At 42.2% G+C, this 21,664-nt stretch carries 20 protein-coding genes and 2 pseudogenes; 6 read left to right on the forward strand and 16 right to left on the reverse strand.

What is annotated here, in order from left to right; translation table 11 throughout:
• Positions 1–14 precede the first annotated feature (14 nt).
• On the forward strand, positions 15–1,232 hold the full coding sequence (gene pepT, locus ABE613_RS07945; protein WP_347376106.1) for a peptidase T: 1,218 nt from the start codon (positions 15–17) through the stop codon (positions 1,230–1,232).
• A gap of 63 nt (positions 1,233–1,295) precedes the next feature.
• Here pepT and trpA read toward each other — a convergent pair whose 3' ends face one another.
• The 6 genes and pseudogenes from trpA to ABE613_RS07975 all read right to left on the reverse strand — a co-directional run.
• Positions 1,296–2,072 carry a tryptophan synthase subunit alpha gene (gene trpA, locus ABE613_RS07950; protein WP_347376107.1) on the reverse strand — a complete coding sequence of 259 codons (777 nt, stop codon included), beginning with the start codon at positions 2,070–2,072 and terminating at the stop codon, positions 1,296–1,298.
• Positions 2,065–3,249 carry a tryptophan synthase subunit beta gene (trpB, locus tag ABE613_RS07955; protein WP_347376108.1) on the reverse strand — a complete coding sequence of 395 codons (1,185 nt, stop codon included), beginning with the start codon at positions 3,247–3,249 and terminating at the stop codon, positions 2,065–2,067. Before trpB ends, trpA begins: the two co-directional genes overlap by 8 nt.
• Positions 3,242–3,856 (reverse strand): phosphoribosylanthranilate isomerase, encoded by a 615-nt coding sequence (locus tag ABE613_RS07960; RefSeq protein ID WP_347376109.1) that lies wholly within the window; start codon positions 3,854–3,856, stop codon positions 3,242–3,244. Before ABE613_RS07960 ends, trpB begins: the two co-directional genes overlap by 8 nt.
• A complete protein-coding gene (gene trpC / locus ABE613_RS07965; RefSeq protein ID WP_347376110.1) occupies positions 3,843–4,661 on the reverse strand; it encodes an indole-3-glycerol phosphate synthase TrpC in 819 nt (272 codons plus the stop codon). The genes ABE613_RS07960 and trpC overlap by 14 nt, the downstream gene beginning before the upstream one ends.
• A gap of 2 nt (positions 4,662–4,663) precedes the next feature.
• The gene (trpD, locus tag ABE613_RS07970) at positions 4,664–5,692 is read right to left on the reverse strand and encodes an anthranilate phosphoribosyltransferase (protein ID WP_347376111.1); all 1,029 of its coding nucleotides are present in this window, start codon (positions 5,690–5,692) and stop codon (positions 4,664–4,666) included.
• A 42-nt stretch (positions 5,693–5,734) separates the two neighbouring features.
• Positions 5,735–5,848, reverse strand: a pseudogene (locus tag ABE613_RS07975) (glutamine amidotransferase-related protein); the annotation flags it as partial.
• 177 nt (positions 5,849–6,025) lie between these two features.
• On the opposite strand from ABE613_RS07975, the gene ABE613_RS07980 reads away from it, so the two are divergent.
• Both ABE613_RS07980 and ABE613_RS07985 read left to right on the forward strand, forming a co-directional pair.
• Positions 6,026–6,334, forward strand: coding sequence for a hypothetical protein (locus ABE613_RS07980; RefSeq protein ID WP_347376112.1), 309 nt, complete (start codon positions 6,026–6,028; stop codon positions 6,332–6,334).
• 105 nt (positions 6,335–6,439) lie between these two features.
• Positions 6,440–7,510 carry a hypothetical protein gene (locus tag ABE613_RS07985; RefSeq protein WP_347376113.1) on the forward strand — a complete coding sequence of 357 codons (1,071 nt, stop codon included), beginning with the start codon at positions 6,440–6,442 and terminating at the stop codon, positions 7,508–7,510.
• Positions 7,511–7,680: 170 nt separating this feature from the next.
• On the opposite strand, the gene ABE613_RS07990 is transcribed toward ABE613_RS07985, so the two are convergent.
• From ABE613_RS07990 to ABE613_RS08010, 5 genes are all read right to left on the reverse strand, one after another.
• Positions 7,681–8,034 carry a DUF1667 domain-containing protein gene (locus ABE613_RS07990; RefSeq protein ID WP_347376114.1) on the reverse strand — a complete coding sequence of 118 codons (354 nt, stop codon included), beginning with the start codon at positions 8,032–8,034 and terminating at the stop codon, positions 7,681–7,683.
• Positions 8,035–8,054: 20 nt separating this feature from the next.
• Positions 8,055–9,320 carry an NAD(P)/FAD-dependent oxidoreductase gene (locus ABE613_RS07995; protein WP_235234246.1) on the reverse strand — a complete coding sequence of 422 codons (1,266 nt, stop codon included), beginning with the start codon at positions 9,318–9,320 and terminating at the stop codon, positions 8,055–8,057.
• Positions 9,317–10,726 (reverse strand): NAD(P)/FAD-dependent oxidoreductase, encoded by a 1,410-nt coding sequence (locus ABE613_RS08000; RefSeq protein ID WP_235234249.1) that lies wholly within the window; start codon positions 10,724–10,726, stop codon positions 9,317–9,319. The genes ABE613_RS07995 and ABE613_RS08000 overlap by 4 nt, the downstream gene beginning before the upstream one ends.
• Positions 10,727–10,743: 17 nt before the next feature.
• Complete coding sequence (locus tag ABE613_RS08005; RefSeq protein ID WP_235234252.1) at positions 10,744–11,316, reverse strand: glycerol-3-phosphate responsive antiterminator; 573 nt, start codon at positions 11,314–11,316, stop codon at positions 10,744–10,746.
• A 182-nt stretch (positions 11,317–11,498) separates the two neighbouring features.
• On the reverse strand, positions 11,499–12,521 hold the full coding sequence (locus ABE613_RS08010) for a DUF2804 domain-containing protein (RefSeq protein ID WP_235234250.1): 1,023 nt from the start codon (positions 12,519–12,521) through the stop codon (positions 11,499–11,501).
• Positions 12,522–12,711: 190 nt separating this feature from the next.
• Between ABE613_RS08010 and ABE613_RS08015 the strand changes: the two genes are divergently transcribed.
• The gene (locus tag ABE613_RS08015; RefSeq protein WP_347376115.1) at positions 12,712–13,086 is read left to right on the forward strand and encodes a chloride channel protein; all 375 of its coding nucleotides are present in this window, start codon (positions 12,712–12,714) and stop codon (positions 13,084–13,086) included.
• 2 nt (positions 13,087–13,088) lie between these two features.
• Positions 13,089–13,523: a chloride channel protein gene (locus ABE613_RS08020; protein WP_347376116.1), complete on the forward strand. Its 435-nt coding sequence runs from the start codon at positions 13,089–13,091 to the stop codon at positions 13,521–13,523.
• A 157-nt stretch (positions 13,524–13,680) separates the two neighbouring features.
• On the opposite strand, the gene ABE613_RS08025 is transcribed toward ABE613_RS08020, so the two are convergent.
• Genes ABE613_RS08025 through ABE613_RS08035 form a run of 3 tightly spaced genes read right to left on the reverse strand, consistent with a single transcriptional unit; the run spans position 13,681 to position 17,529 of the window.
• Entirely contained in the window at positions 13,681–16,203 is a 2,523-nt protein-coding gene (locus tag ABE613_RS08025) for a YfhO family protein (RefSeq protein ID WP_347376117.1), read from the reverse strand.
• A complete protein-coding gene (locus ABE613_RS08030) occupies positions 16,187–17,173 on the reverse strand; it encodes a glycosyltransferase family 2 protein (RefSeq protein ID WP_510182350.1) in 987 nt (328 codons plus the stop codon). Before ABE613_RS08030 ends, ABE613_RS08025 begins: the two co-directional genes overlap by 17 nt.
• A complete protein-coding gene (locus tag ABE613_RS08035; RefSeq protein WP_347376119.1) occupies positions 17,143–17,529 on the reverse strand; it encodes a GtrA family protein in 387 nt (128 codons plus the stop codon). The genes ABE613_RS08030 and ABE613_RS08035 overlap by 31 nt, the downstream gene beginning before the upstream one ends.
• Before the next feature lie 500 nt (positions 17,530–18,029).
• On the opposite strand from ABE613_RS08035, the gene ABE613_RS08040 reads away from it, so the two are divergent.
• The gene (locus tag ABE613_RS08040; RefSeq protein WP_347376141.1) at positions 18,030–18,584 is read left to right on the forward strand and encodes a sensor histidine kinase; all 555 of its coding nucleotides are present in this window, start codon (positions 18,030–18,032) and stop codon (positions 18,582–18,584) included.
• Between the two features lie 131 nt (positions 18,585–18,715).
• Here the strand turns inward: ABE613_RS08040 and ABE613_RS08045 are convergent.
• Positions 18,716–19,957 (reverse strand): annotated as a pseudogene (locus ABE613_RS08045) (IS256 family transposase).
• Between the two features lie 221 nt (positions 19,958–20,178).
• Entirely contained in the window at positions 20,179–21,642 is a 1,464-nt protein-coding gene (gene xylB / locus ABE613_RS08050) for a xylulokinase (protein WP_347376120.1), read from the reverse strand.
• Between the last annotated feature and the right edge of the window lie 22 nt (positions 21,643–21,664).

Below are 21,664 nucleotides of genomic sequence, written 5' to 3' on the forward strand. Positions count from 1 at the left end.
AGGGGAATGTAATTTTGAAAGCGTATGAAAGATTACTAAAATACGTGGTGGTAAGAACACCAAGCGATGAGAACAGCGAGACAGTTCCGTCTTCCACATGCCAATTCAATCTTGCTCGTATCCTGGAAGCAGAGATGAAAGAATTAGGATTAACGGATGTCTATTTGGATGACCAGTGTTATCTCTATGGCAAATTACCTGCTACTGCAGGATATGAGGACAAACCAGCCCTCGGCTTTATCGCACATATGGATACGGTCTCTGATTTCTGCGATCACGACATCACTCCGGTCATTACCGAAAACTATGACGGAGAAGAACTGGCTCTCGGTGACAGCGGACTCGTCTTAAGCCCAGCTACTTTCAGCCACTTAAAAGACCTGAAAGGGCGCACACTGATCACCTCCGATGGAACCACTGTTCTCGGAGCTGATGACAAGGCTGGAATCGCAGAGATTCTTACTCTGGTCGAGCGTCTGCAGACAGAGAAGATTCCACACGGACCACTCTGTGTTGCATTTACACCAGATGAAGAGATTGGTACCGGTGCATCACATTTTGACATAGAAAGATTCGGCGCTGATTATGCTTACACCATGGACGGTTCTACAGAAGGTGAGATTCAGTACGAGAACTTCAATGCATGCAAAGCACAGTTCGACGTCAAAGGATTCAACGTACATCCAGGTACTTCTAAGGACACCATGATCAACGCAAGCCTGGTTGCCATGGAGATCAACAGCTTATTACCTGGCATGGAGACACCACGCGGAACAGAAGATTACGAAGGATTCTATCATCTGACCAGTATGTCCGGCGAATGCGCAGAAGCACAGTTAAACTACATCGTAAGAGATCACAACAAAGACTTCTTCGAAGCCCGCAAGAATACCTTAAGACTCATCGAAAAGAATCTGAACGAGAAATGGGGCGAAGGAACCGTTACGCTTACCATCACCGATCAGTATAAGAACATGGCAGAAATCATCGCCACCTGCATGCACTTGGTGGACAATGCAAAGACCGCATGCGAAAACACCGGAATCACTCCACTTATAATTCCAATCCGCGGAGGCACAGACGGATGCCAGTTAAGCTTCCGAGGACTGCCTTGCCCGAACCTTGGGACCGGCGGTCATGCTTACCACGGGCCATACGAACACATCACCGTAGAAGGCATGGATAAAACAGTCGATATGATCACCGAATTAGTGACGTTGTACACAAAATAGTTTCCAGGGGACGGGGGTTTTTTCATTTTCCCCCGTCCCAGATTCATTTTGCCGTGTCCCTTTTTACACTTGGGCAACGGCTTTTTTCATTTCTTTTACATATTCTGCAACTTTTGGCACGCATTCTCCGCCGTATTGTGCCACGATTTTTACGATGGCGGAGCCTACGATGGCCCCATCGGATACGCTTGCCATCTTGGCGGCCTGTGCTGGTGTGGAAATTCCGAATCCAACTGCGCAAGGAATATCGCTCACCTGTCTTACCATGGATACCATCTCTCCGACATCTGTCTTGATCTCGCTTCTTACGCCTGTGACTCCCAATGAGGATACGCAGTAGAGGAACCCTTTGGCTTCTCTGGCGATGGCGGCGATTCGGTCTTCGGAGGTCGGTGCAATCATGGAGATAAGGTCAATGCCGTATTCTTCGCAGATGTCTGCAAGTTCTGCCTTTTCTTCGAACGGCATATCCGGCACAATGATTCCATCCATCTGGCATTCTACGCAGCGTTTCATGAATTTCTCTTTGCCATAGGTATAGATTGGGTTGATATAGGTCATAAATACCATTGGCACGGTCACTTCTTTTCTGGCTTCTTTTACCATGTCAAATAACTTATCTGTTGTACATCCTGCTTTCAATGCCCGTTCATCAGCGTCCTGAATGACGACACCTTCAGCAATGGGATCGGAAAATGGAACTCCGATCTCGATCAAATCGGCACCTGCCTCCTGCATGGCAATCAGCAATTGTCTGGTAATTTCAAGGGACGGATCCCCTCCTGTAATAAATGGAATAAATGCTTTTTTATTTTCAAATGCCTGATATATTTTACTCATAGATCTCCACTCCTCTGTATCTTGCGATCGCAGCCACATCTTTATCTCCGCGGCCGGAAATATTTATTACGATTGTCTGGTCTTTTCTCATGGTCGGTGCAAGCTTCATCGCATAAGCAACTGCATGTGCACTTTCAATAGCTGATATGATACCTTCTGTTCTGGAAAGATATTCAAATGCTTCCACTGCTTCTTTATCGGTAATCGGCACATACTGTGCACGGCCAGTCGCCGCAAGATTGGCATGTTCAGGTCCGATTCCCGGATAATCCAGTCCTGCTGATATGGAGTATACCGGTGCGATCTGACCATATTCATCCTGGCAGAACAAGGATTTCATCCCGTGGAATACACCCTCAGTTCCTCTGGCAATCGTTGCCGCATGCTTCTCTGTATTGATTCCAAGTCCTGCCGCTTCACAGCCGATCAGCTGCACCTCTTTGTCTTCAATAAACTCATAAAACGCCCCCATAGCGTTACTTCCGCCGCCTACACAGGCGATCACTGCATCTGGAAGTTTTCCTTCCTTTTCCAGTATCTGTTCTTTAATCTCTTTGCCGATGACTTTCTGGAAATCCCGGACAATCATCGGAAATGGATGCGGTCCCATCACAGATCCCAGAACATACAGTGTATCATCCATCCGCTTGCTCCATTCACGCATAGTCTCATTGACTGCATCTTTCAGAGTCATTGTTCCGGTTGTTACCGGGTGTACCTTCGCACCGAGCAATTCCATACGATATACATTTAAGGCCTGACGATCCGTATCTTCTTTTCCCATATAGACTTCACATTCCATATCCATCAGTGCTGCCGCCGTTGCGGTTGCCACGCCATGCTGCCCGGCGCCGGTCTCGGCAATCACACGGGTCTTTCCCATCTTCTTTGCCAAGAGTACCTGCCCAAGCACATTGTTGATCTTATGGGCTCCTGTATGGTTCAGATCCTCCCTCTTCAGATAGATCTTTGCCCCGCCAAGCTCTCTTGTCATCTTCTTTGCTTCATACAAAAGTGATGGTCTGCCTGCATAATTTTTCAGAAGATCATCCAATTCCGCCTGAAACTCTGGATCATTTTTATACTTCTCATATGCATCCTCCAACTCTTGTACTGCATTCATTAATGTTTCTGGTATGAATTGTCCTCCATACTCTCCGTATCTGCCTTTACTCATTGTTTCTTACCCTTTCTATAAATTTCTTGATTTTCTCTGCGTCTTTCACACCATCTGTCTCTACCGCGCTGCTTACATCCACGGCATATGGATGACAGATTCTGATATTTTCACATATATTTTCTGCCGATAAGCCTCCTGCAAGAAAATATAGCTTCTCAAGAACCGGTATCAGCGACTTGTCAAATCCCGTTCCGCTGCCACCATAGACGCCCTTACAATAGGTATCCAGCAGAAGATAGCTGCAAGGTAATTTTTCCGCTTCAAGAATCTGTTCCTGACTCCTCACTCTGACTGCCTTGATGATCGGATTGGAAATCTTTTCATATAACTTATCCATATATTCCACCGTCTCATCTCCATGGAGCTGAACCAGATTAATTGCTCCTGCACTGCATAATGCCTCTATTTCTTCCAGATCTGCATTCACAAATACACCTACCGTCTGAATCCGTGAATCTAACATCTTACGAAAATATATTGCCTGCTCTCCACCTATCTGGCGGGAACTTCTGGCAAATACAAATCCGACATAATCTGGCAGAAATTCGTTGACCATCTCCACATCTTCCGATCTTTTTAACCCGCAGATCTTAATCTTCGTCATGCTGCCCTTCTCCATTTCTTTCCAGTGGTCCGCCATTTAATTCTTCCAGTATCTTTTCTTTATCCGGGCTTCTCATCAACGTCTCACCGATCAGCACTGCATTTACCCTTGCTTCTTTCAGTCTCTGAATATCTTCTGCCGTCTTAATTCCGCTTTCTGCCACAAATAATCTGTCCTTTGGTGCCAGACTCCGAAGCCGGATACTGTTGCCGATATCCACAGTAAAATCCTTCAGATTTCGATTGTTGACACCAATCACTCTGGCACCTGCTTCTATCGCCGAATGCATCTCTTCTTCATCATGGACCTCTACCAAAGCAGACAAGCCTAATTGATCACAGATGGCAATGTAGCGCTTCAACATCTCCGTATCCAGCAATGCACAGATCAGTAATACAACATCTGCCCCCAGTACTTTTGCCTCGTATATCTGATATTCATCAATCGTAAAATCCTTACGAAGCACTGGAATTGCAGCCTCTTCTGCGATTTCTTTCAGGTACTGATCGCTTCCTTTGAAGTATTTTGGTTCTGTCAGACAGGAGATGGCGCAAGCTCCTGCTGCTTCATATTCTTTCGCAATCTCAAGATAAGGAAAGTCTGGTGCGATCAACCCTTTTGACGGAGAAGCTTTCTTCACCTCGCAAATGTAATGGATACCTGGATTTCTAAGCTGCCGTTCCAATGGAAAGCCAGTCTTTGGATCCAACGCAAGCGCCTGTCTTCGAATCTCGGAAAATGGAACCTTTCTTTTCTGTTTCTGTACGCGGATTTTTGTATCGGAAGCTATCTGTTCTAGAATCATTTTTACACCTCTGCTTTTACAACATCAAGGGTTGCCTGCCTAAACTCTTCATATTTGGCATATGCCTTACCACTGTCTATCAAGTCTTTTGCCATCTCAACACCTTGCTTCAAAGTAATGCCATCAATTCCAAGGTACAGGCTCATACCTGCATTCATGAGAACTACATCTCTCTTTGGTCCTGTTTCTTTTCCGGTCAGAATATCCAGCGTAATATGGGCATTTTCTTCCGGCGTTCCACCAATCAGTTCTTCCAATGGACAACGGTCAAATCCAAACTGTTCCGGTGTAATCGTATAAGAAGTAATCTCGCCATATCGGATCTCATAGACATTGGTCTCTCCGGTCAGTGTGATCTCATCCAGGCCGTCTCCTCCACATACGGCGACACCGCGCACAACACCAAGATTAGACAATACCTGTGCCATTGTTCCTGCCAGTTCTTTATCGTAAACACCCAATAACTGCATAGATGCTGCCGCCGGGTTAGATAATGGTCCCAAGATATTGAATACCGTTCTTACCCCCAGTTCTTTGCGAACCGGTGCTGCATATTTCATAGAAGAATGGTAGACCTGTGCAAATAAGAAACACATTCCTGTCTTATTCAGCACTGCTTCATTCTGCTCTGCATTCAAAGACACATTGATTCCCAGTTTCTCCAGCACATCTGCTGCACCACTTTTACTGGATACGCTGCGGTTGCCATGTTTTGCGACCGGCACGCCTCCTGCAGCTGCCACAAATGCGGTCGTTGTAGAGATATTAAAGGTTCCCACTTCATCTCCGCCGGTTCCTACAATATCCATGACTTCTTTGACTGGGTTAATCTTAACCCCTTTCTCTCTCATAACCTTGGCAAATGCTGTAATCTCGTCTATCGTCTCTCCCTGAATGCGAAGAGCCGTCAGAAATCCGCCCATCTGAGCCTGCGTCGCCGTACCATCCATCATTTCTTCCATAACAGCCTCCGCTTCTTCATATGTAAGGTCTTCTTTATTTATTAATTTGTAAATTGCTTCTTTAATCATCTTATTCTCCTCCTATTTATATCGCATGCTATGATTATTTCCTTATATTTTCAAGAAATTTTCTAATATTGTTCTCCCTTCAGGTGTCAAAATGGACTCTGGATGGAATTGTAATCCATAGACTGGGAATTCCCGGTGCTGCACCGCCATATCTTCTTTCCTCCTCTCCATATAAATAACTTCTCGGAATCTTCAGCCCTGATTTTATAAGGCTTTCCGACCCTTATCTCAAAAAATCACCCACTTTTTTGCAAAAAACGCTTGACAAATCGCTCAAAATTTGCGGCGAAGCCGATTGATTATATTTTATTTCAATCGACTGGAGGCGATTTTTTGTTACCTTGTAATCCCGGCGGACATGCCGCCTATCAGGATACTTTTGTATCCGATTTCCTTAAGTTCTATCCTGACCCCTTTGTGCTTTCCAAAAGCACCTGGGATTATATCGTGCAGTTCTGGTATCTTGATCTTTCCCAGACGGATTCTCTGATGCAGGATTGCTACTCTGTTTTCGGACCGGAACCACGGCTCCCATCCTGTATGCTGCGCTCCTACCTGCTTGCTTTAAAGCTGATAGTAACTTCCATCACTGTCTGGTGCCGCATGCTCAGGGAAACTCCTCTTTATGCCATCCTCAGCTGATTCCCTTTCGGAGATACTCCTGGTGTCGGCACTTTTTATGATTTCTTTTCCCGTATCTGGCAGGATGACTCCAACAACCTTTCACCGAAAGACCGTTTCCCTAAAATGAAACCGCCCAAGGGAAAAAAGAAAGGCGATAAGACTCCCTGCGATTCTTCCAGCATAGCTTCCAAACTTCTCCCTTTGCTGGAACGCTTGCACTTAAAACCAGAGAATCCTTTTTCTCTCATTTTCCATCTTTATAAGCAGCAATTTCTGGATCTTTCCATCCGCAAGGGGTTGATCGATCCTGAACATCTGGCTCTTGCCGGGGACGGCACTCCTGTCCGTACCGCAGCACAGCAGCGAAAAAAACGGATCTGCGGTTGCAGGGAGAATGGCTGTTCTTTCTGTAACTGTAAACGTCATTATTCCCAGCCCGACTGTAACTGGGGATGGGACTCTCACCGGGAATCCTATTTCTTCGGTTACCATCTCTACATGTATGTGGCTTCCAATTCACACAGTGACCTTCCCGTTTTTCCTATTTTAGAGCGTGCTTCCCGGCATGACATGCTTTCTTTTCTCCATTCCTTTTTCACCATGAAAGCATATCTTCCAGAGTTCCACATAGAAAAGCTCCTTCTGGATTCTGCTCATGACGCTTACGCTATTTATGAATACTGCAAACGGGAAAATATCACGCCTTTTATCGACTTGAATCCCGGACATACCGGGCATTTCACTTACAAAGACGACTTCACCATTGACGATGACGGTGTCCCAATCTGCAAGATGGGCTTACGTATGCATAAAGATGGATATGAGACTGCCAAACACCGGGCAAAATACCGATGTCCTAAATCGAACCGGCAACGTGGCTGCTTCTGTGAGCATCCCTGTTCACCAGCGAAATACGGCAGAACCGTACATATCTTTACCGATAACAATCCAAGGTTATTTAACATACCGCCAAGAGACAGTAAAGCATGGAAAAAGGAATATGACGGAAGAACTTCCGTGGAACGTTCTAACAAACGTGAGAAAGAAGACTATAAATTAGAAGACGGCAGGCACCGCTCTACGAAGATGTGGTACTGCCGCCTCTACGGCATCATGATGCTACAACATCTTGATGCCTGGGAAATGCCGTCAGTCGAGGCATTTCAAGATTCATTATTAAGATTGGCCTCTTAATAATGTTATCTTAAACGACTCCATAAAATTTTTCAAGGCATAGTATCCTCTATGTCCAATGTTTATGTCCATTTCTCGCAAATTTCTTTTCCTGCACGATATTCAGTTGTCAATTTTCGCTTGGAATCTCATTCATTGAGATTCCGAGAAGTTATGTATTTCTTTATTATTTAATTAATACTTGACGTCGTTATCACAGGAATTCCTGTATCTGCCACATCTTCAACTATTATCTGACCGATCAAAACCGGCGGCTCAATTTCCAGTTGTTTTAACTCTTTGACACAGTCCATAACCTTTCCTTTGGGAATATCCTCTTTTGTTTTTACCGAGACCACTCCCCCTCCCTTTACATGCACAGTTGTTGTCACAATCCTAGTTGGATCAGTCACTTCTTTTCTGGCATATACATCTCCACGCACACATGTATTTCCAGTCACACCTTTCACTTGATTATCTTCTATTTTCACATACAACGTACAACCCATCGGGCAGCCAATGCAGGTCAATACTCTTTGTCCCATAATCTCACCTCCCACATCTATCACATGGTTTCCAAAGCAACTATGATCTTATCAATATTGCCGCACTCTTCTAACTTTGCTTTCTCAATGATTACTTCTTCCATCTCTCCGGGAGTCACAATCTGTTTTTTCCTGTGTATGATTCTCTTTTCTCCCAGATAAACACTGATATAGCAATTTCGATAGACATTACCCACTCTGAAACGAATCTTCACTTTATCACGCATTCGCTTCGGTTCTATAGTAGCCGGAACTGTATATCGTACACCGTCTTGCGGTTCTATCTTAATCGCTTGTTCTTCTCTTTCTTTCAATTCTCCACGAATATACGCCGCTGCGTTTTCTCCTGCACATTTTGCTTCTTCTGAAACATAATCCACCAGATCATGTACATGAAGAACATTGCCACAGGCAAATACTCCTGGCAGATTACTTTCAAGGCTTTCATCAACAACGGGTCCATTCGTAACTGGGTTCATACAGATTCCCATCGATCTGCTCAGTTCATTTTCCGGTATCAATCCACAAGAAAGAAGAAGCGTATCACAGACATATTCTTCCTCAGTTCCCGGAATTGGTTTTCCTTTCTCATCCACTTCTGCAAGAATAACCCCTTCCAACTGTTGCTTTCCTTTGATATCAACAACCGTATGCCGTAACTTTAACGGGATTCCAAAGTCATCCAGACACTGGACGATATTCCTCTTCAAGCCGCCGGAATACGGCATTAATTCTGCAACAACCTTCACCCTGGCTCCTTCCAGAGTCATTCTTCTCGCCATGATAAGACCGATATCTCCAGAGCCAAGAATTACGACTTCTTTTCCCGGAAGAAATCCATCTACATTGACCAGACGCTGTGCCGTTCCAGCTGAATAGATTCCCATCGGACGATATCCCGGAATATTCAAGGCTCCTCTCGGGCGTTCCCGGCATCCCATGGCAAGAACAATTGCTTTTGCCTGTATCTGCACGATTCCATCCGTTCGGTTCATCATCATTACCACTTTACCCGGCGAAATATCCAGAACCATCGTTCCGGTCAGATAAGAAATCCCCAGTTTCTGAACCTGACAGATAAAACGATGGGCATATTCCGGTCCGGTAAGCTCTTCCTGAAACGTATGCAATCCGAAACCATTGTGAATACACTGGTTCAGAATACCTCCTAATCTCTCATCCCGCTCAATAATCAGAATATCATCAATTCCTTTTTCTTTTGCCGCGATTGCAGCCGCAAGACCTGCCGGACCGCCTCCTACGATTACCAAATCACAATTCCTCATCTTGCATCCCTCCTTCCATTCTTCCGAATATCCTTTAATTCCAAATGCAATTCCCTTGCAAGAATTTCCATTACTTTCGGAGTACAGAATCCAGCCTGACAACGTCCCATACCCGCTCTGGTACGTCGTTTAACTCCATCCAGCGTTGTTGCTCCCAAAGGTCTGTGAATCGCATCCAGAATCTCTCCTTCTGTAATCTGCTCACATCTGCACACAATCTGACCATATGCCTGATTCTTCTGAAGCAACCGATTCTGTTCCTCTTTCGGAAGATCCAGGAATCGTACAATTCCTTTTCTCTCTTCTACAAAAATCTCTTTTTCTTTCAGTTCCATCTTTTCAGCCAGAATATCCCGGACATAAATACCAATCGCCGGAGCACTGGTTAAGCCTGGAGATTCGATTCCCGCCACATCAATAAATCCTTTTGCATCTTCAACTTCACCGATAATAAATTCCCCATGTTCTTCATGTGCTCTAAGTCCGGCAAAAGACGTAATCACCTGCTTAAACGGGATATTTTTAACAGACTTTGTACATTTCTCCAAAACCTCCTGAAGTCCTTTGGCCGTTGTTGCTGTGGCTTCTTTATCCTCTATATCAATTGCAGTCGGACCAAGCAGCAGATTACCATGAATCGTCGGCGTTACCAACACTCCCTTTCCCTTTTCAGTCGGGAGCTGGAAGATCGTGTGTCTGACCAAGTCACCTGCTGTCTTATCCAGAAGACAGTAATCTCCTCTGCGAGGCATAATATGTATCTTCAGTTCACTAACCATATTGTGAAATACATCCGCATATACCCCCGCCGCATTAATTACATATTTCGTATCAAATACACCTTGATTTGTCTGGATTCGATAGTCTTGTCCCACTCTTTCAATTAACTGAACTTCTGTTCCCAGCTTGAATTCCACACCATTTTGTGCGGCATTTTCTGCATAAGCAATATTCATGCCAAACGGACATACAATTCCTCCAGACGGGATATACAACACTGCATACACTCCATCCGCCAGATTAGGTTCCAGTTCAAGTGCCTGCTCACGTTTTAGGATTTTCATTCCTTTCACACCGTTTTCTTTTCCCTGCTCCAACAATTTCTCCAACGCAGGAATTCCCATTTCATTCTGACACACAACCATGGAACCATTTCTTTTAAACTCAAAATCCAGCTTTTTCGACATCTCATCCATCATAGAATTGCCCAGTACATTCAGTTTTGCCTTCAAGGTTCCAGGCTTTGCATCAAATCCTCCATGCACGATCCCACTATTTGCCTTGCTCGTCCCTTCACATATATCGCTCTCCCGTTCCAGCACACAGATATCCAGCTGATATCTGGACAACTCTCTCGCTATCGCACATCCTGACACTCCAGCTCCGATAATGATTACATCTTTCATACTTGCTCTTCCCCTTTCTATAACTTCCAAACATTTGGATTTGTAGATGAAATTGCTGCTGCCCCTGCGGAAATAGCTCCTATAATATCTTCCTTATCAGAAATCAGGCCACCGCAGATAATCGGTACTGATATTTTTTGAACAATCTGCTGTGTAATCTTTGGCATGATTCCCGGTAATATCTCCATAATGTCTGGCTTTGCCTGTTCTGCTTGTTTTGATATATTTTTCAAGGCCATCGAATCCAGTATAAACACACGAAATACGGTAAACATTCCTAATTCCTTTGCTCTTTTTAACAACGTAAGTCTTGTGGAGATAATGCCATCTACCCGGGTCTGTTCTTTCATAAAATCTACTGCGATTTCTTTACTTCCAATCCCGCCCAGCAAATCCATATGTACAATTGCAATCTTGTGTGCATCTTTTACCTTCTTTACAATCTTTCCAATATTGCAGATATCTCCATATAATATAAATACGATCTTTGATTCTGTCTTAAGACATGTCTCCAGTCCTTCCTGATCTTTGACCGCTGTAATGATCGGATTATCTTCAATTGCTTCCAATATCTCTTCATGCGTATACATCATATACAACCTTCTTCCTGAATATGTTTTTATCTATAGCATCTATCTTTCATGCAATAAAAAAGAGCAAAGCTATATATAGAAAACTATATAATCACTTCGCTCATTTTCTCCTAGTAATTATCTATATGTTAGTATAGCATACCTTTGAAATAAATACAATGATTTTGTCGATGATCCATCTAATACCTGTTATGTACATTTTCTGCAAAGCACATGACGTCTTTTATCTCCAGCACCGTTCCGTCATCCAGCACCGCCTTACCGCTCATTCTTCCAAACACCTGATGCTGATCCGTCTCTATAATGACTGCCGCAGTCCTTGCCGCACGGTCAAGCACTGGCACAAAGTCCATCTCAAACCGCCCATCACTGGATGAAAATGTCCACGGCTTCATATAACTGTCTTCTGGAATGTGGAACGTCACATCGTCCAACTTATGTGCAGTGCCATCGTAGAACAGCATATTTTCAGATGCCGCAGTAGTATCCCCGAAGCCATACCCTATATTGAATCCAAACGGCTTTCCATTTAACACGGTGTTCCCGGATCCCCAGTACCATCGGTTATCATACGTCCAGACACCACGTCCCCAGTCAAGCGTTCCAAAATCTGTTTCCTTCGAAAAAGTGTAAGTCTTCCCATCAAAGGTCATCGTGCCACTCGCAGGCATACAATTTATCTTCTGATTATAATAAAACGCCGTCTTCTTCTCTTTCCACGGAGTTGCAATGACCATGGTATCCATCTTCGGCTGTTCCAATACGATACTGCATGAAAACGGTTTGCCCTGATAAAAATTCTTAAACTGACATCCGATCCGCCGTTTTCCATCCCTCACCTGAAATTCCATATGGAGCCGTTTATCCTTGTATACCGTATCCCCGGCATCGGATGACTGTGGCAGATGAAACTTGCCCATCGGAAATGGATTCAGAATCGTCTGTGTATGCTCCCATCCCTCTTTGAAATTTAAAAGAGAGACCGACTGAAGACCTATATATCCGTCATCTGATATCGTAAACGCCCCTGCAAAATCTTCATTTAACACCAGATAATAATCCCATTCCTTGATTCGGAACCGAGGCGCCTTGATTTTGGTCCGGTCATACTGCCAGAATTGCTGCTTCGCCCATCCAAGCTCGGTAAGACTGCCATCCGATTTCAATAAAGGCTGCACTTTTGTTACCTCATGGTTTCGCATACTTATACCTCCATTATTCATTCAGCCTCTGTTCATGTAATCATTATAGCATACCTTTTTGTTCTAGTGACAAAATTAACAGTTTATTGTATAATCTTAGAAACCGTAGCAATTCTTTACACGACAATAAGAATAACAAGGTGGACGTATGATCTTATGAAGAAAACATTTCGGAGATTATCCCCAGACGATGAAAACGGTAATCGGAACGGTAAAGCAGGCAGGAACTTATCCGTACCGTAAGATTATTGTTCTTCTGACGGCTGCCATTCTTCCACTCATTTTGGGCAGCAGCGTAGGTCCGGAAGCCGGAATGGTTGGAGTCATCGTTGCCCTTGGATGTTGGGTAAATGAAAACCTTAAGTTTGCAGATAAGAGCGCGAATTTATATTCAAAAGCCGGCATGGCAGTTTCTTTGTCGATTCTCTTCTCTTCGCTTCTTTTCGGATTTTTCTCTGCTGTTGAAAACGATGATCTGCCTTTTCAGATGACCAGGAAAAGATGGGCTCCAATTCGAAACTCCTTATATATGCTATTTCCATTGTATCTTCCCTTGGAATTCTGACTTTGTTAAATCATCTGTTTGGAAAGGTTTCGGAAGGGTTCCCAAGCTTTGGAAAAGCAAGGCCTGATAAGTGGGATATTGCAATGATCATTGTCTATCTTATCTGCGGCATCATACTTGGTCTTTTCTTTGAGAAATCCGAAGAATGGTTTGAAAAGTTTTCCATAAAGACACCTCCGATTATAAGCGAAATTCTGGCAGGTTTGGTTCTGGGCCTTGTTGTTACGTATCTTCCGATTGTTCAGTTCTCAGGGGAAAGCCAGATGGCAGTGCTGATTACGGATTATGCAAAGTATGCACCGGCGGCAATGATCGGGATTGCTTTTCTGAAGGTATTGATGACGAATATGTGTATTCAGATGGGAGTATGGATCTTTCTTGCGGCGGTACTTGCCAGTCAAGTGACGAGAGGTAAAAATCATGAAGAAAAAGCATAATAAAGCACTTTTACAGTGTCATCAGAATTAATATTTTCACAACAAACCAGTTATCCTGTGTCTCAAAATGTACTTCACCACCATATAACGGATTGTCAAAGCAAAATAAAAATGAACCCGCTTACTTTCCTCAAAAAAACGGAATTTCATATGCCAGCTATATAATGTACCTTTCATATCTTCTTCTTTTCATTACTACATTTAATGAAAAAAGTACTACCACTCCTATCATACTCAATATTTTTCCTATCATCACTCCCGGTGCATGATAAATCATCTCAATCTCATGTTTTCCTTCCTGCACTTTCATGCCAAGAAATGCAGTATTCACCTTCTCATATTCTGTTTCTTTGCCGTCTATTAATATCTCAAAATTTTCATCATAAGGAATCGATGTAATCAGATAACCATCTTTATCTCCTTCCACGATTCCTTTAATAACATTTCCTTTTGTCTCCTCTTTATCCATCTGAAATTCCGACTGAACAAGTTCATTTCGTTGATCTTCCAAAGTCGTTTCCTTCCATATATAACTGTTCAAATGGTCAATCTCATAATCACCCGCCCCAAACCTTATGTCTATCTTTGTCTGCCCTTCCTTTAGTGGAATTGCATAAGTAAATTCTTCATTTGCATTGTAATAAATATGTGTATTGGCCGTCAGCTTATTGCGGATTCCTTCCACCCATATCGACACATCTTTTGAAGGGCAATGATTATTTACTTTAAATTGCAGGAAAAACAGATCTCCTTCATTTGCTTCGGGAATCTCCACGGTATGATCAACGCTTTCCTGTGACTGGATTTTCTTATCTTCAAATAACAGATCCAGTTTCTGAAGTCCCGCGCTCCAATTTTTCTTATCTACAGGCTCACCTGTTTCACTCTCCACCACTGCATAATCAAGCAATGCAAGTTGATTATAAGGAAATTCTAATTTGCGATACTCTTCTTCTGATATCAACCGTTTTGTCACATACGCAATCGGTAAAACGTCTTTATTTTCATACACGTTCTCCGCAATTTTTTCAGATCCGGGGACTTCCGTGTCAGAAATTATGTATTTGATTCCCATAACTCTTTGGAATATGGGATTTTTAGAGCTCGACTGCATAAACATATTTCTATATGGCTGCTCTGTTTGAAATGTTTCTGTTCGGAAATCCTGATATGCTTCATGATACACAGAGGAATATATGGAAGATATATATTGATCCACAGACCAGATACGATTTATATTGGCCGCATCTTCTGCAGCGGTTCCACTTTGTTCCATCCGGTAAAACCCTGTTTCTTGTTCCGCTATCTCCTCGATTGTGGTTTGTATATTTTTATCTGTCACCTGCTCATAGAAAGCCGGATCAATGGACATATCTGCACTCTCATGAAGCATTACACCATAAACAGTTAAAAAGATAAGCGGTGGCAGAACGAGAAACTGCATACATTTTTTCCAATAGCATATCAAAAAACAGACTGCCATGATGATCGCATCAATAAGCAATAATATCCAGTATTCCTTGTTCCCAATCTGTTCTTTTTTTATACCAATCAACAAAATCGTAAAAAGAAACGGAAGCAACCCTGTCAAAAAAGGAATCTCACCTGTTCTCTGCTTTTCCATATATTTTGCAATCAGATAGCATAACAATGGAAGAAACGGTATCACCACTTTATCACGAATATAAAGACCGCCATTCAACAGCCATGCAAAAAGAGGCACGCTTAATATTATAATACAACCAATATGCAGCCACCTTTCGTTTCTCTTTCTATATGTTAAGCCGGAGATCAAAACTGTAATTACAAGTGTCGTCAATCCGATTCCGTATGGTGCATACACAAACCGGAAGATCTGTATATCCGGAATAAACAGCTTCCAGAATGATACCGGTGTTCCGCCGGTTCTTCCATTCATAAGAACACATGCCGTCGGCACCAGCAGTACCGCACTCATCAGCACGGCAATCAACATCGGAAAGAGGAACTGAATGCCATCCCATAAAAATGTCCGAACTCTGATTCTTTCCTGTGATATTTCCTTTCTTTCCACATACCGGGAAATACCATATATTACAAGAACAAGCATCCCTCCGATACTAAAATAAAAACTTGTCAAAATCATCATCCATACACTCAATGTATAGATTCCTGCTTTTCGCTTTTCAAAATACCGGTCAACACCAATCAGCGCCATACATAAAAAGGGCATGTAATTCACAAACATGATCTGGTTATAAGAATGATAAATCATCGGTCCGGACAACAGGAATAATACTGATACGAAAAAGCTGATATAATGTGAAATTCCTCTGTGAAGCAGCCATCGGTAAAACAGTAACAAAGCAATCACCAAATGAATCATCATCGCTGCCATGAGATATGTTCCCATCTCTACACAGGGAAACAGATAAGAAATTAATACGACCGGGCTGTATAATCCATAGTAAGAAAAATTGTAAATGTTTTGTCCCCCTCCGATATTCGCAGCAAATTCCGGGAAAAACTGACCTGTATCATAAAACAGTTGCCGAAAATACTCCGGGAACACACTATGCTGACTGATCCAGTCAACTCTCGAACCGAAGACACCATTTCTGATACAAAACAGCCAGCAAAAAAACAGCACTAACAGGGCCAGGATGAAATATGGCAGTTTTGTCTTAACCTTTTTCTCCATTGCAACTCTCCTCACTTGAATCCTTCAGGATATAAATCGGGCGATGCTTTGTTTCCAGATAAGTTTTTGCCAGATACTGTCCGACAATTCCTGTACAGAGAAGCTGTACACCTCCAACCATAAATGTAATACAGACAAGAGACGGCCATCCATCTACCGGATCTCCCCATACTGCTGTTCGAACTATAATCACAAAAATCATAAGAAATGATAGCACGCAAAACAAAAGCCCGATGATGGATGCAAGCGAAAGCGGAGCAACGGAAAAGCCCATAATTCCTTCCAAAGAATATGTAAATAATTTACGAAGCGACCATTTTGTCTCTCCTGCGGATCGCTCAACATTCTCATATTCCAACCACTTTGTACGGAATCCAACCCATTCAAAAATCCCCTTTGAAAAACGATTATACTCACTCATCTCCAGCACAGCATCCACCATCTTGCGCTTCATTAGCCGATAGTCTCTTGCTCCGTTCACAATCTCTGTCTTAGAGATCCGATTGATAAATTTATAGAAAGACTCTGATAAAAAGGAACGGATCTTGGGCTCCCCGGTTCTCGTAGAACGTTTGGTAGCAACATTGTCATATCCCTCTTTCTCCAATATCTGATACATTTTGGGCAAAAGTTCCGGTGGATCCTGAAGATCCACATCCATAATCGCCACATAATCACCGTCTGCATTTTTCAATCCTGCATAAATTGCCGCCTCTTTCCCAAAATTTCTGGAAAAAGATAAATACTGGCATCTTTCATCTAAAGTATGCAGATCTTTCATTACCGATAACGTTCCATCTGTAGATCCATCATCCACAAACAACAGTTCCGTATCCACATCCTGCATCTGGAGCATAATCTTACACATTTCTTTATAATAAATCGGCAATGTCTCCTGCTCATTATAGCATGGCACAATTACAGTTAATTTTTTCACCTTTACACCTCCTGTTTCCGGAATATATAACATTTGCTCAGAACATAATTCATCACAATTACAACAAATTGAAGTGCTGCTTTTGAAACCATCTCTGATATTCGTAATTCTTCTGTAAACAAATACATTCCCCAGACCTCTGCGAACAAGGATATCCCTCGCATCCCAACAAAACGGATGCATTCTTTTACGATATATTCCTTTTCTTTCTGCCTGAAAACGAAGTATTTATTCACAACAAATGCAAATACAATTGCGGTCAAAACAGCAATTACGTTGGCAGGCTGCATCCCACACCCAGTTCCATACCTTAATACCGAAAACACTCCAATATTTACCCCAGTAGTACAGACACCGGCAAACACATAACGAATCATCTCATACTGCATTCTCATCACCTCGCTGTATACTGTAACAAAATCCCCTTAAGTTTTTCCTCAATCCTACCTTAATCTTTCTTAAGATTTTCTACATATTTCCTAATAATTGTTATAATAAAACTACTAAATCAGGAGGTAATGTTTCTTAACGGGTATCATATGTTACTCGCTTTTTCAATTTCTCTGGTATAACAAATGGACTGCCTATGAATTCATCAATCCGATTTTCCATTTTGCACCGCCTCAGGGTAATGAAGATTTGTTTGATGAACTTCTTAACGAAGCCGTAAAATATGAGATTCCTAAATCGGAAGAAGATACTGACGCTATAGAAAAACTACAGCCTTATTTCAATTTAACTGACCGATATAATTGATATCCTGGCTGCAGAACTGGACAAACTTCGCATCACATTAGACGATACTATCCGGCAGGAACAAGAAAGCCGCCAGGCAAATCAGGATCTGATCACAGCTATATCTCACGATCTCAGGACTCCTCTCACAATTCTGACCGGATACCTGGAAGTGTTAAAACTGAAGAAATCCCCCGATATGCAGGAAGAGTATCTAAACCGTTGTCTTCAAAAAACAGAAGATATCAAAGAGATGACAGATCGGATGTTTGAATATGCTCTAATTTTCGAAGAATCCGAGACTCCCTGTTTAGAGTCTTTCGATTTTTCATTTCTTCATGAATGTTTAAAAGAAAATATTGAATTTATCCATCTTGCCGGATTAGCATGTGAAGTGGAATCACTCCCGGAAGGTTCCCGAAATACACCTTATTTTATCGGCGATGCAACAATGATAAACCGAATTTTCAACAATCTATTTTCCAACATCCTAAAATATGGAGACAAATCGGAACTGGTGCGCATCAGCCTTACATATAACACACAAGAATTAAAAATTCTGCTTAAAAACAGAATAAAAACAGAACATTCCAGTATAGAAAGCAATCATATTGGATTGAGAAGTGTTGAAAAAATGATATCTCTTCTTAACGGGAGAATTCTTTATTCTGAAAAGAATCGAGACTATGAAGAAAAGTCTGTAAATTAGATCCTTCTATGATAATGATGGGCGAAAGGCTTGAAATATCAGCTTTTCGCCCTTGGTTTATATATAACAGTTACTAAAACGCATGTCAAGAGCAGGCGGTTCTGCCGCCTGTTTTAGCGATGGATTATTGCCTATTCTGGAAGACGTCCTTCGTACATAATACTTAGCTCTCCATAGACCTGTCCCCAGTTCCGGATTGTGGAAGTCCACTTTTTTGTTGCTTCAAAGGTTGCCAGGTACAAGGCTTTCAGCAGTGCTGTATCGCTCGGAAATACGCTTCTTTGGCGATTGAGCTTCCGATAGGTTGAATTCAACGATTCAATAGCATTGGTCGTATAAATGACCTTTCTGACGGTTGCTGAAAACTTGAAAATCGGAGAGATAGCATCCCAGTTATCTTTCCATCGTTTCATGGAATTCGGATATTTTGGAGTCCATTTCTCAGTCACTCTCTCAAGGGCTGCCAGTGCTTTTTTCTCATCAGCCGCCTGATAAATCGTCTTTAAATCAGTTGCAAAAGCTTTCCTGTCTTTATCCGGAACGTATTTCAGGGTATTTCGAACCTGATGAACGATGCAACGTTGATATTCTGTTTTCGGAAATGCTGCCGCAATTGCTTCCTTTATTCCAGTAAGACCATCTGCACAGAGAATTAAGATATCTTTTACACCTCGATTTTTTAGCTCATTTAACACGGAGAGCCAGTATTTCGAACTCTCATTATCTCCAACATTGATTGTTAATACCTCTTTCTTCCCTTCAGTATTGATGCCAAGAATGATATAGGCTGCCAGCTTGCGGATTACACCATTGTCACGGACAGAATAATGAATGGCATCGATGTACAAGATTGGATATACCTCGTCTAACGGTCGATTCTGCCAGTCTTCAATCTGTGGCAGGATCTTGTCTGTAACATCTGAAATAAATCCTTCTGATGTCTCAAAACCGTAGATGTCCTCAATCGTCTCAGATATCTGTCTTGTAGTCATCCCTTTGGCATACATGGAGATGATCTTCTGATCAATGTCAGAAATATCTTTCTGACGTTTCTTTACTACCTGAGGTTCAAAAGTAGATTTTCTGTCTTGGGGAACTTCAATCTCCATAGCTCCATAACTGCTGTTTACACGTTTCCGCTTGTAGCCATTGCGATAATCGTCATTGTCCGAACGCTCGGATTTCTCATATCCAAGATGATTATCCATTTCAGCTTCCATCATTTCTTTGATGGTTCCGCCCAGCAGATCTTTTAATGCATCCTAGATATCTTCAGCTGTCTGAATATCATATTCCTCCAAGAGCTGATGAATAATATTCCGTTTTCCTTCTGTCATTTGTACTCTGTGTACAGGTTTCTTTTGTCTTGCCATAATAAAAGGCCCTCCTATGATTTTTATTTTATCATAGAAGAACCTTCTAAATGCTATTTTACAGAAAAAGTTTCACACTCTCAAAGAATCACGAATTTGCAGTACAGCTTACTTTTTCAGCAGACACTTCTGTATAATTAAACTAAAAAGGCAGTAGAAATTTCCTATTACATAAAAAGTACCCCACATTTAATTTCTTAATCAATGTGGGGTAACATTTTTTATAACTCATATAAACCTTTTACCGTAGGATATATCTGTTTAAATTTCTGATATTTCTCTTCGTATTTTGCAACGAGTTCTTCTTCCGGCTCAATAGTGGCAATAATCTTTACGATTTTCTCTGCGGCTGCTTCTACAGAAGGATATTCTCCGCATCCTACCGCTGCCAACATTGCAGCTCCTAATGCCGGTCCTTCTTCACTTTCAATGACATCCACTTTCATATTCATGATATTGGCTACCATTTTCTTCCAAAGTGGGCTCTTCGCACCACCTCCGCAGATTTTCGTTCGCTCAATATGAATTCCCAGGTTTCTTGCCACTTCCAGAGAATCTCTCAATCCAAAAGTAACGCCTTCCAATACTGCCTGTGTCATATCTGCTCTGGTCGTATCCATAGACATTCCAATAAACATTGCTCTCGCCTTCGGATTGTTGTGCGGAGAACGCTCTCCCATCAAATAAGGAAGATAGAAAACAGTGTTTTCTCCCAGCTTATGAATCTCTTTTTGTTCTGCAGCAAAATCCTTTGTCTTTAATATTTCTTCTGACCACCATTTATTACAGGATGCCGCACTCAACATGCATCCCATCAGGTGATAGTTGCCGTCAGCATGGTCAAATGAATGCAGCGCATTATATTCATCTACACCAAACTTTTTGCTTGACACAAAAAGCGTCCCCGATGTTCCCAGTGATATATTGCATCTGCCATCCCCTACAGTACCTGTTCCCACGGCTGCTGCCGCATTATCTCCTGCACCGGCAATTACTTTTACAGATTCTTTTAATCCAAGTTCTTCTGCAATTTCTTTTTTCAGTGTACCTACCACTTCATAGCTTTCAAAAAGTTTTGGAAGCATATCCTCTGAAATGCCGCATATTTCAATCATTTCTTTAGACCAGCAGCGATTTTTCACATCCAGCAGGAGCATACCGGAAGCATCCGAAACATCTGTACAGAATGTACCCGAAAGCTTATATGCCAGATAATCTTTCGGAAGCATGATCTTTACAACTTTCGCAAAATTCTCCGGTTCATTCTCTTTCATCCATAGAATCTTTGGAGCAGTAAATCCGGCAAATGCGATATTTGCCGTATATTCAGATAATTTATCTTTTCCAATCACCCGATTCAGGTAATCTGTTTCTTTTCCTGTTCTCCCATCATTCCAGAGAATCGCCGGACGGATGACACAATCATTTTTGTCTAACGTTACCAGACCATGCATTTGTCCGCCAAAACTGATTCCTGCCACTTCTGACTTATCTACTTCTGCTGTTAATTCCTTGATTCCCTCCATCGTCTGCGCAAACCAGTCCTCTGGGCTTTGCTCTGACCATCCAGGATGCGGAAAATACAGCGGATATTCTTTAGATACAATATTTTTAATATCTCCTTCTGCATCCATCAACAAAAGCTTTACTGCCGATGTACCAAGATCCACTCCTATGTATAACATATTAATCCTCCTGAGAACTCCA

This window comes from Dorea chungnamensis (genome assembly GCF_039832125.1).
Taxonomy (GTDB): Bacteria; Bacillota; Clostridia; order Lachnospirales; family Lachnospiraceae; genus JAFBIX01.

Bases quoted from the DNA above. Each gene is read 5' to 3' on its own strand.
- trpA (WP_347376107.1), bottom strand. From the start codon at position 2,072: ATGAGTAAAATATATCAGGCATTTGAAAATAAAAAAGCATTTATTCCA.
- trpB (WP_347376108.1), bottom strand. From the start codon at position 3,249: ATGAGTAAAGGCAGATACGGAGAGTATGGAGGACAATTCATACCAGAA.
- ABE613_RS07960 (WP_347376109.1), bottom strand. From the start codon at position 3,856: ATGACGAAGATTAAGATCTGCGGGTTAAAAAGATCGGAAGATGTGGAG.
- trpC (WP_347376110.1), bottom strand. From the start codon at position 4,661: ATGATTCTAGAACAGATAGCTTCCGATACAAAAATCCGCGTACAGAAA.
- trpD (WP_347376111.1), bottom strand. From the start codon at position 5,692: ATGATTAAAGAAGCAATTTACAAATTAATAAATAAAGAAGACCTTACA.
- ABE613_RS07985 (WP_347376113.1), top strand. From the start codon at position 6,440: ATGAAACCGCCCAAGGGAAAAAAGAAAGGCGATAAGACTCCCTGCGAT.
- ABE613_RS07990 (WP_347376114.1), bottom strand. From the start codon at position 8,034: ATGGGACAAAGAGTATTGACCTGCATTGGCTGCCCGATGGGTTGTACG.
- ABE613_RS07995 (WP_235234246.1), bottom strand. From the start codon at position 9,320: ATGAGGAATTGTGATTTGGTAATCGTAGGAGGCGGTCCGGCAGGTCTT.
- ABE613_RS08000 (WP_235234249.1), bottom strand. From the start codon at position 10,726: ATGAAAGATGTAATCATTATCGGAGCTGGAGTGTCAGGATGTGCGATA.
- ABE613_RS08005 (WP_235234252.1), bottom strand. From the start codon at position 11,316: ATGTATACGCATGAAGAGATATTGGAAGCAATTGAAGATAATCCGATC.
- ABE613_RS08010 (WP_235234250.1), bottom strand. From the start codon at position 12,521: ATGCGAAACCATGAGGTAACAAAAGTGCAGCCTTTATTGAAATCGGAT.
- ABE613_RS08015 (WP_347376115.1), top strand. From the start codon at position 12,712: ATGAAAACGGTAATCGGAACGGTAAAGCAGGCAGGAACTTATCCGTAC.
- ABE613_RS08025 (WP_347376117.1), bottom strand. From the start codon at position 16,203: ATGGAGAAAAAGGTTAAGACAAAACTGCCATATTTCATCCTGGCCCTG.
- ABE613_RS08030 (WP_510182350.1), bottom strand. From the start codon at position 17,173: ATGTTATATATTCCGGAAACAGGAGGTGTAAAGGTGAAAAAATTAACT.
- ABE613_RS08035 (WP_347376119.1), bottom strand. From the start codon at position 17,529: ATGCAGTATGAGATGATTCGTTATGTGTTTGCCGGTGTCTGTACTACT.
- xylB (WP_347376120.1), bottom strand. From the start codon at position 21,642: ATGTTATACATAGGAGTGGATCTTGGTACATCGGCAGTAAAGCTTTTG.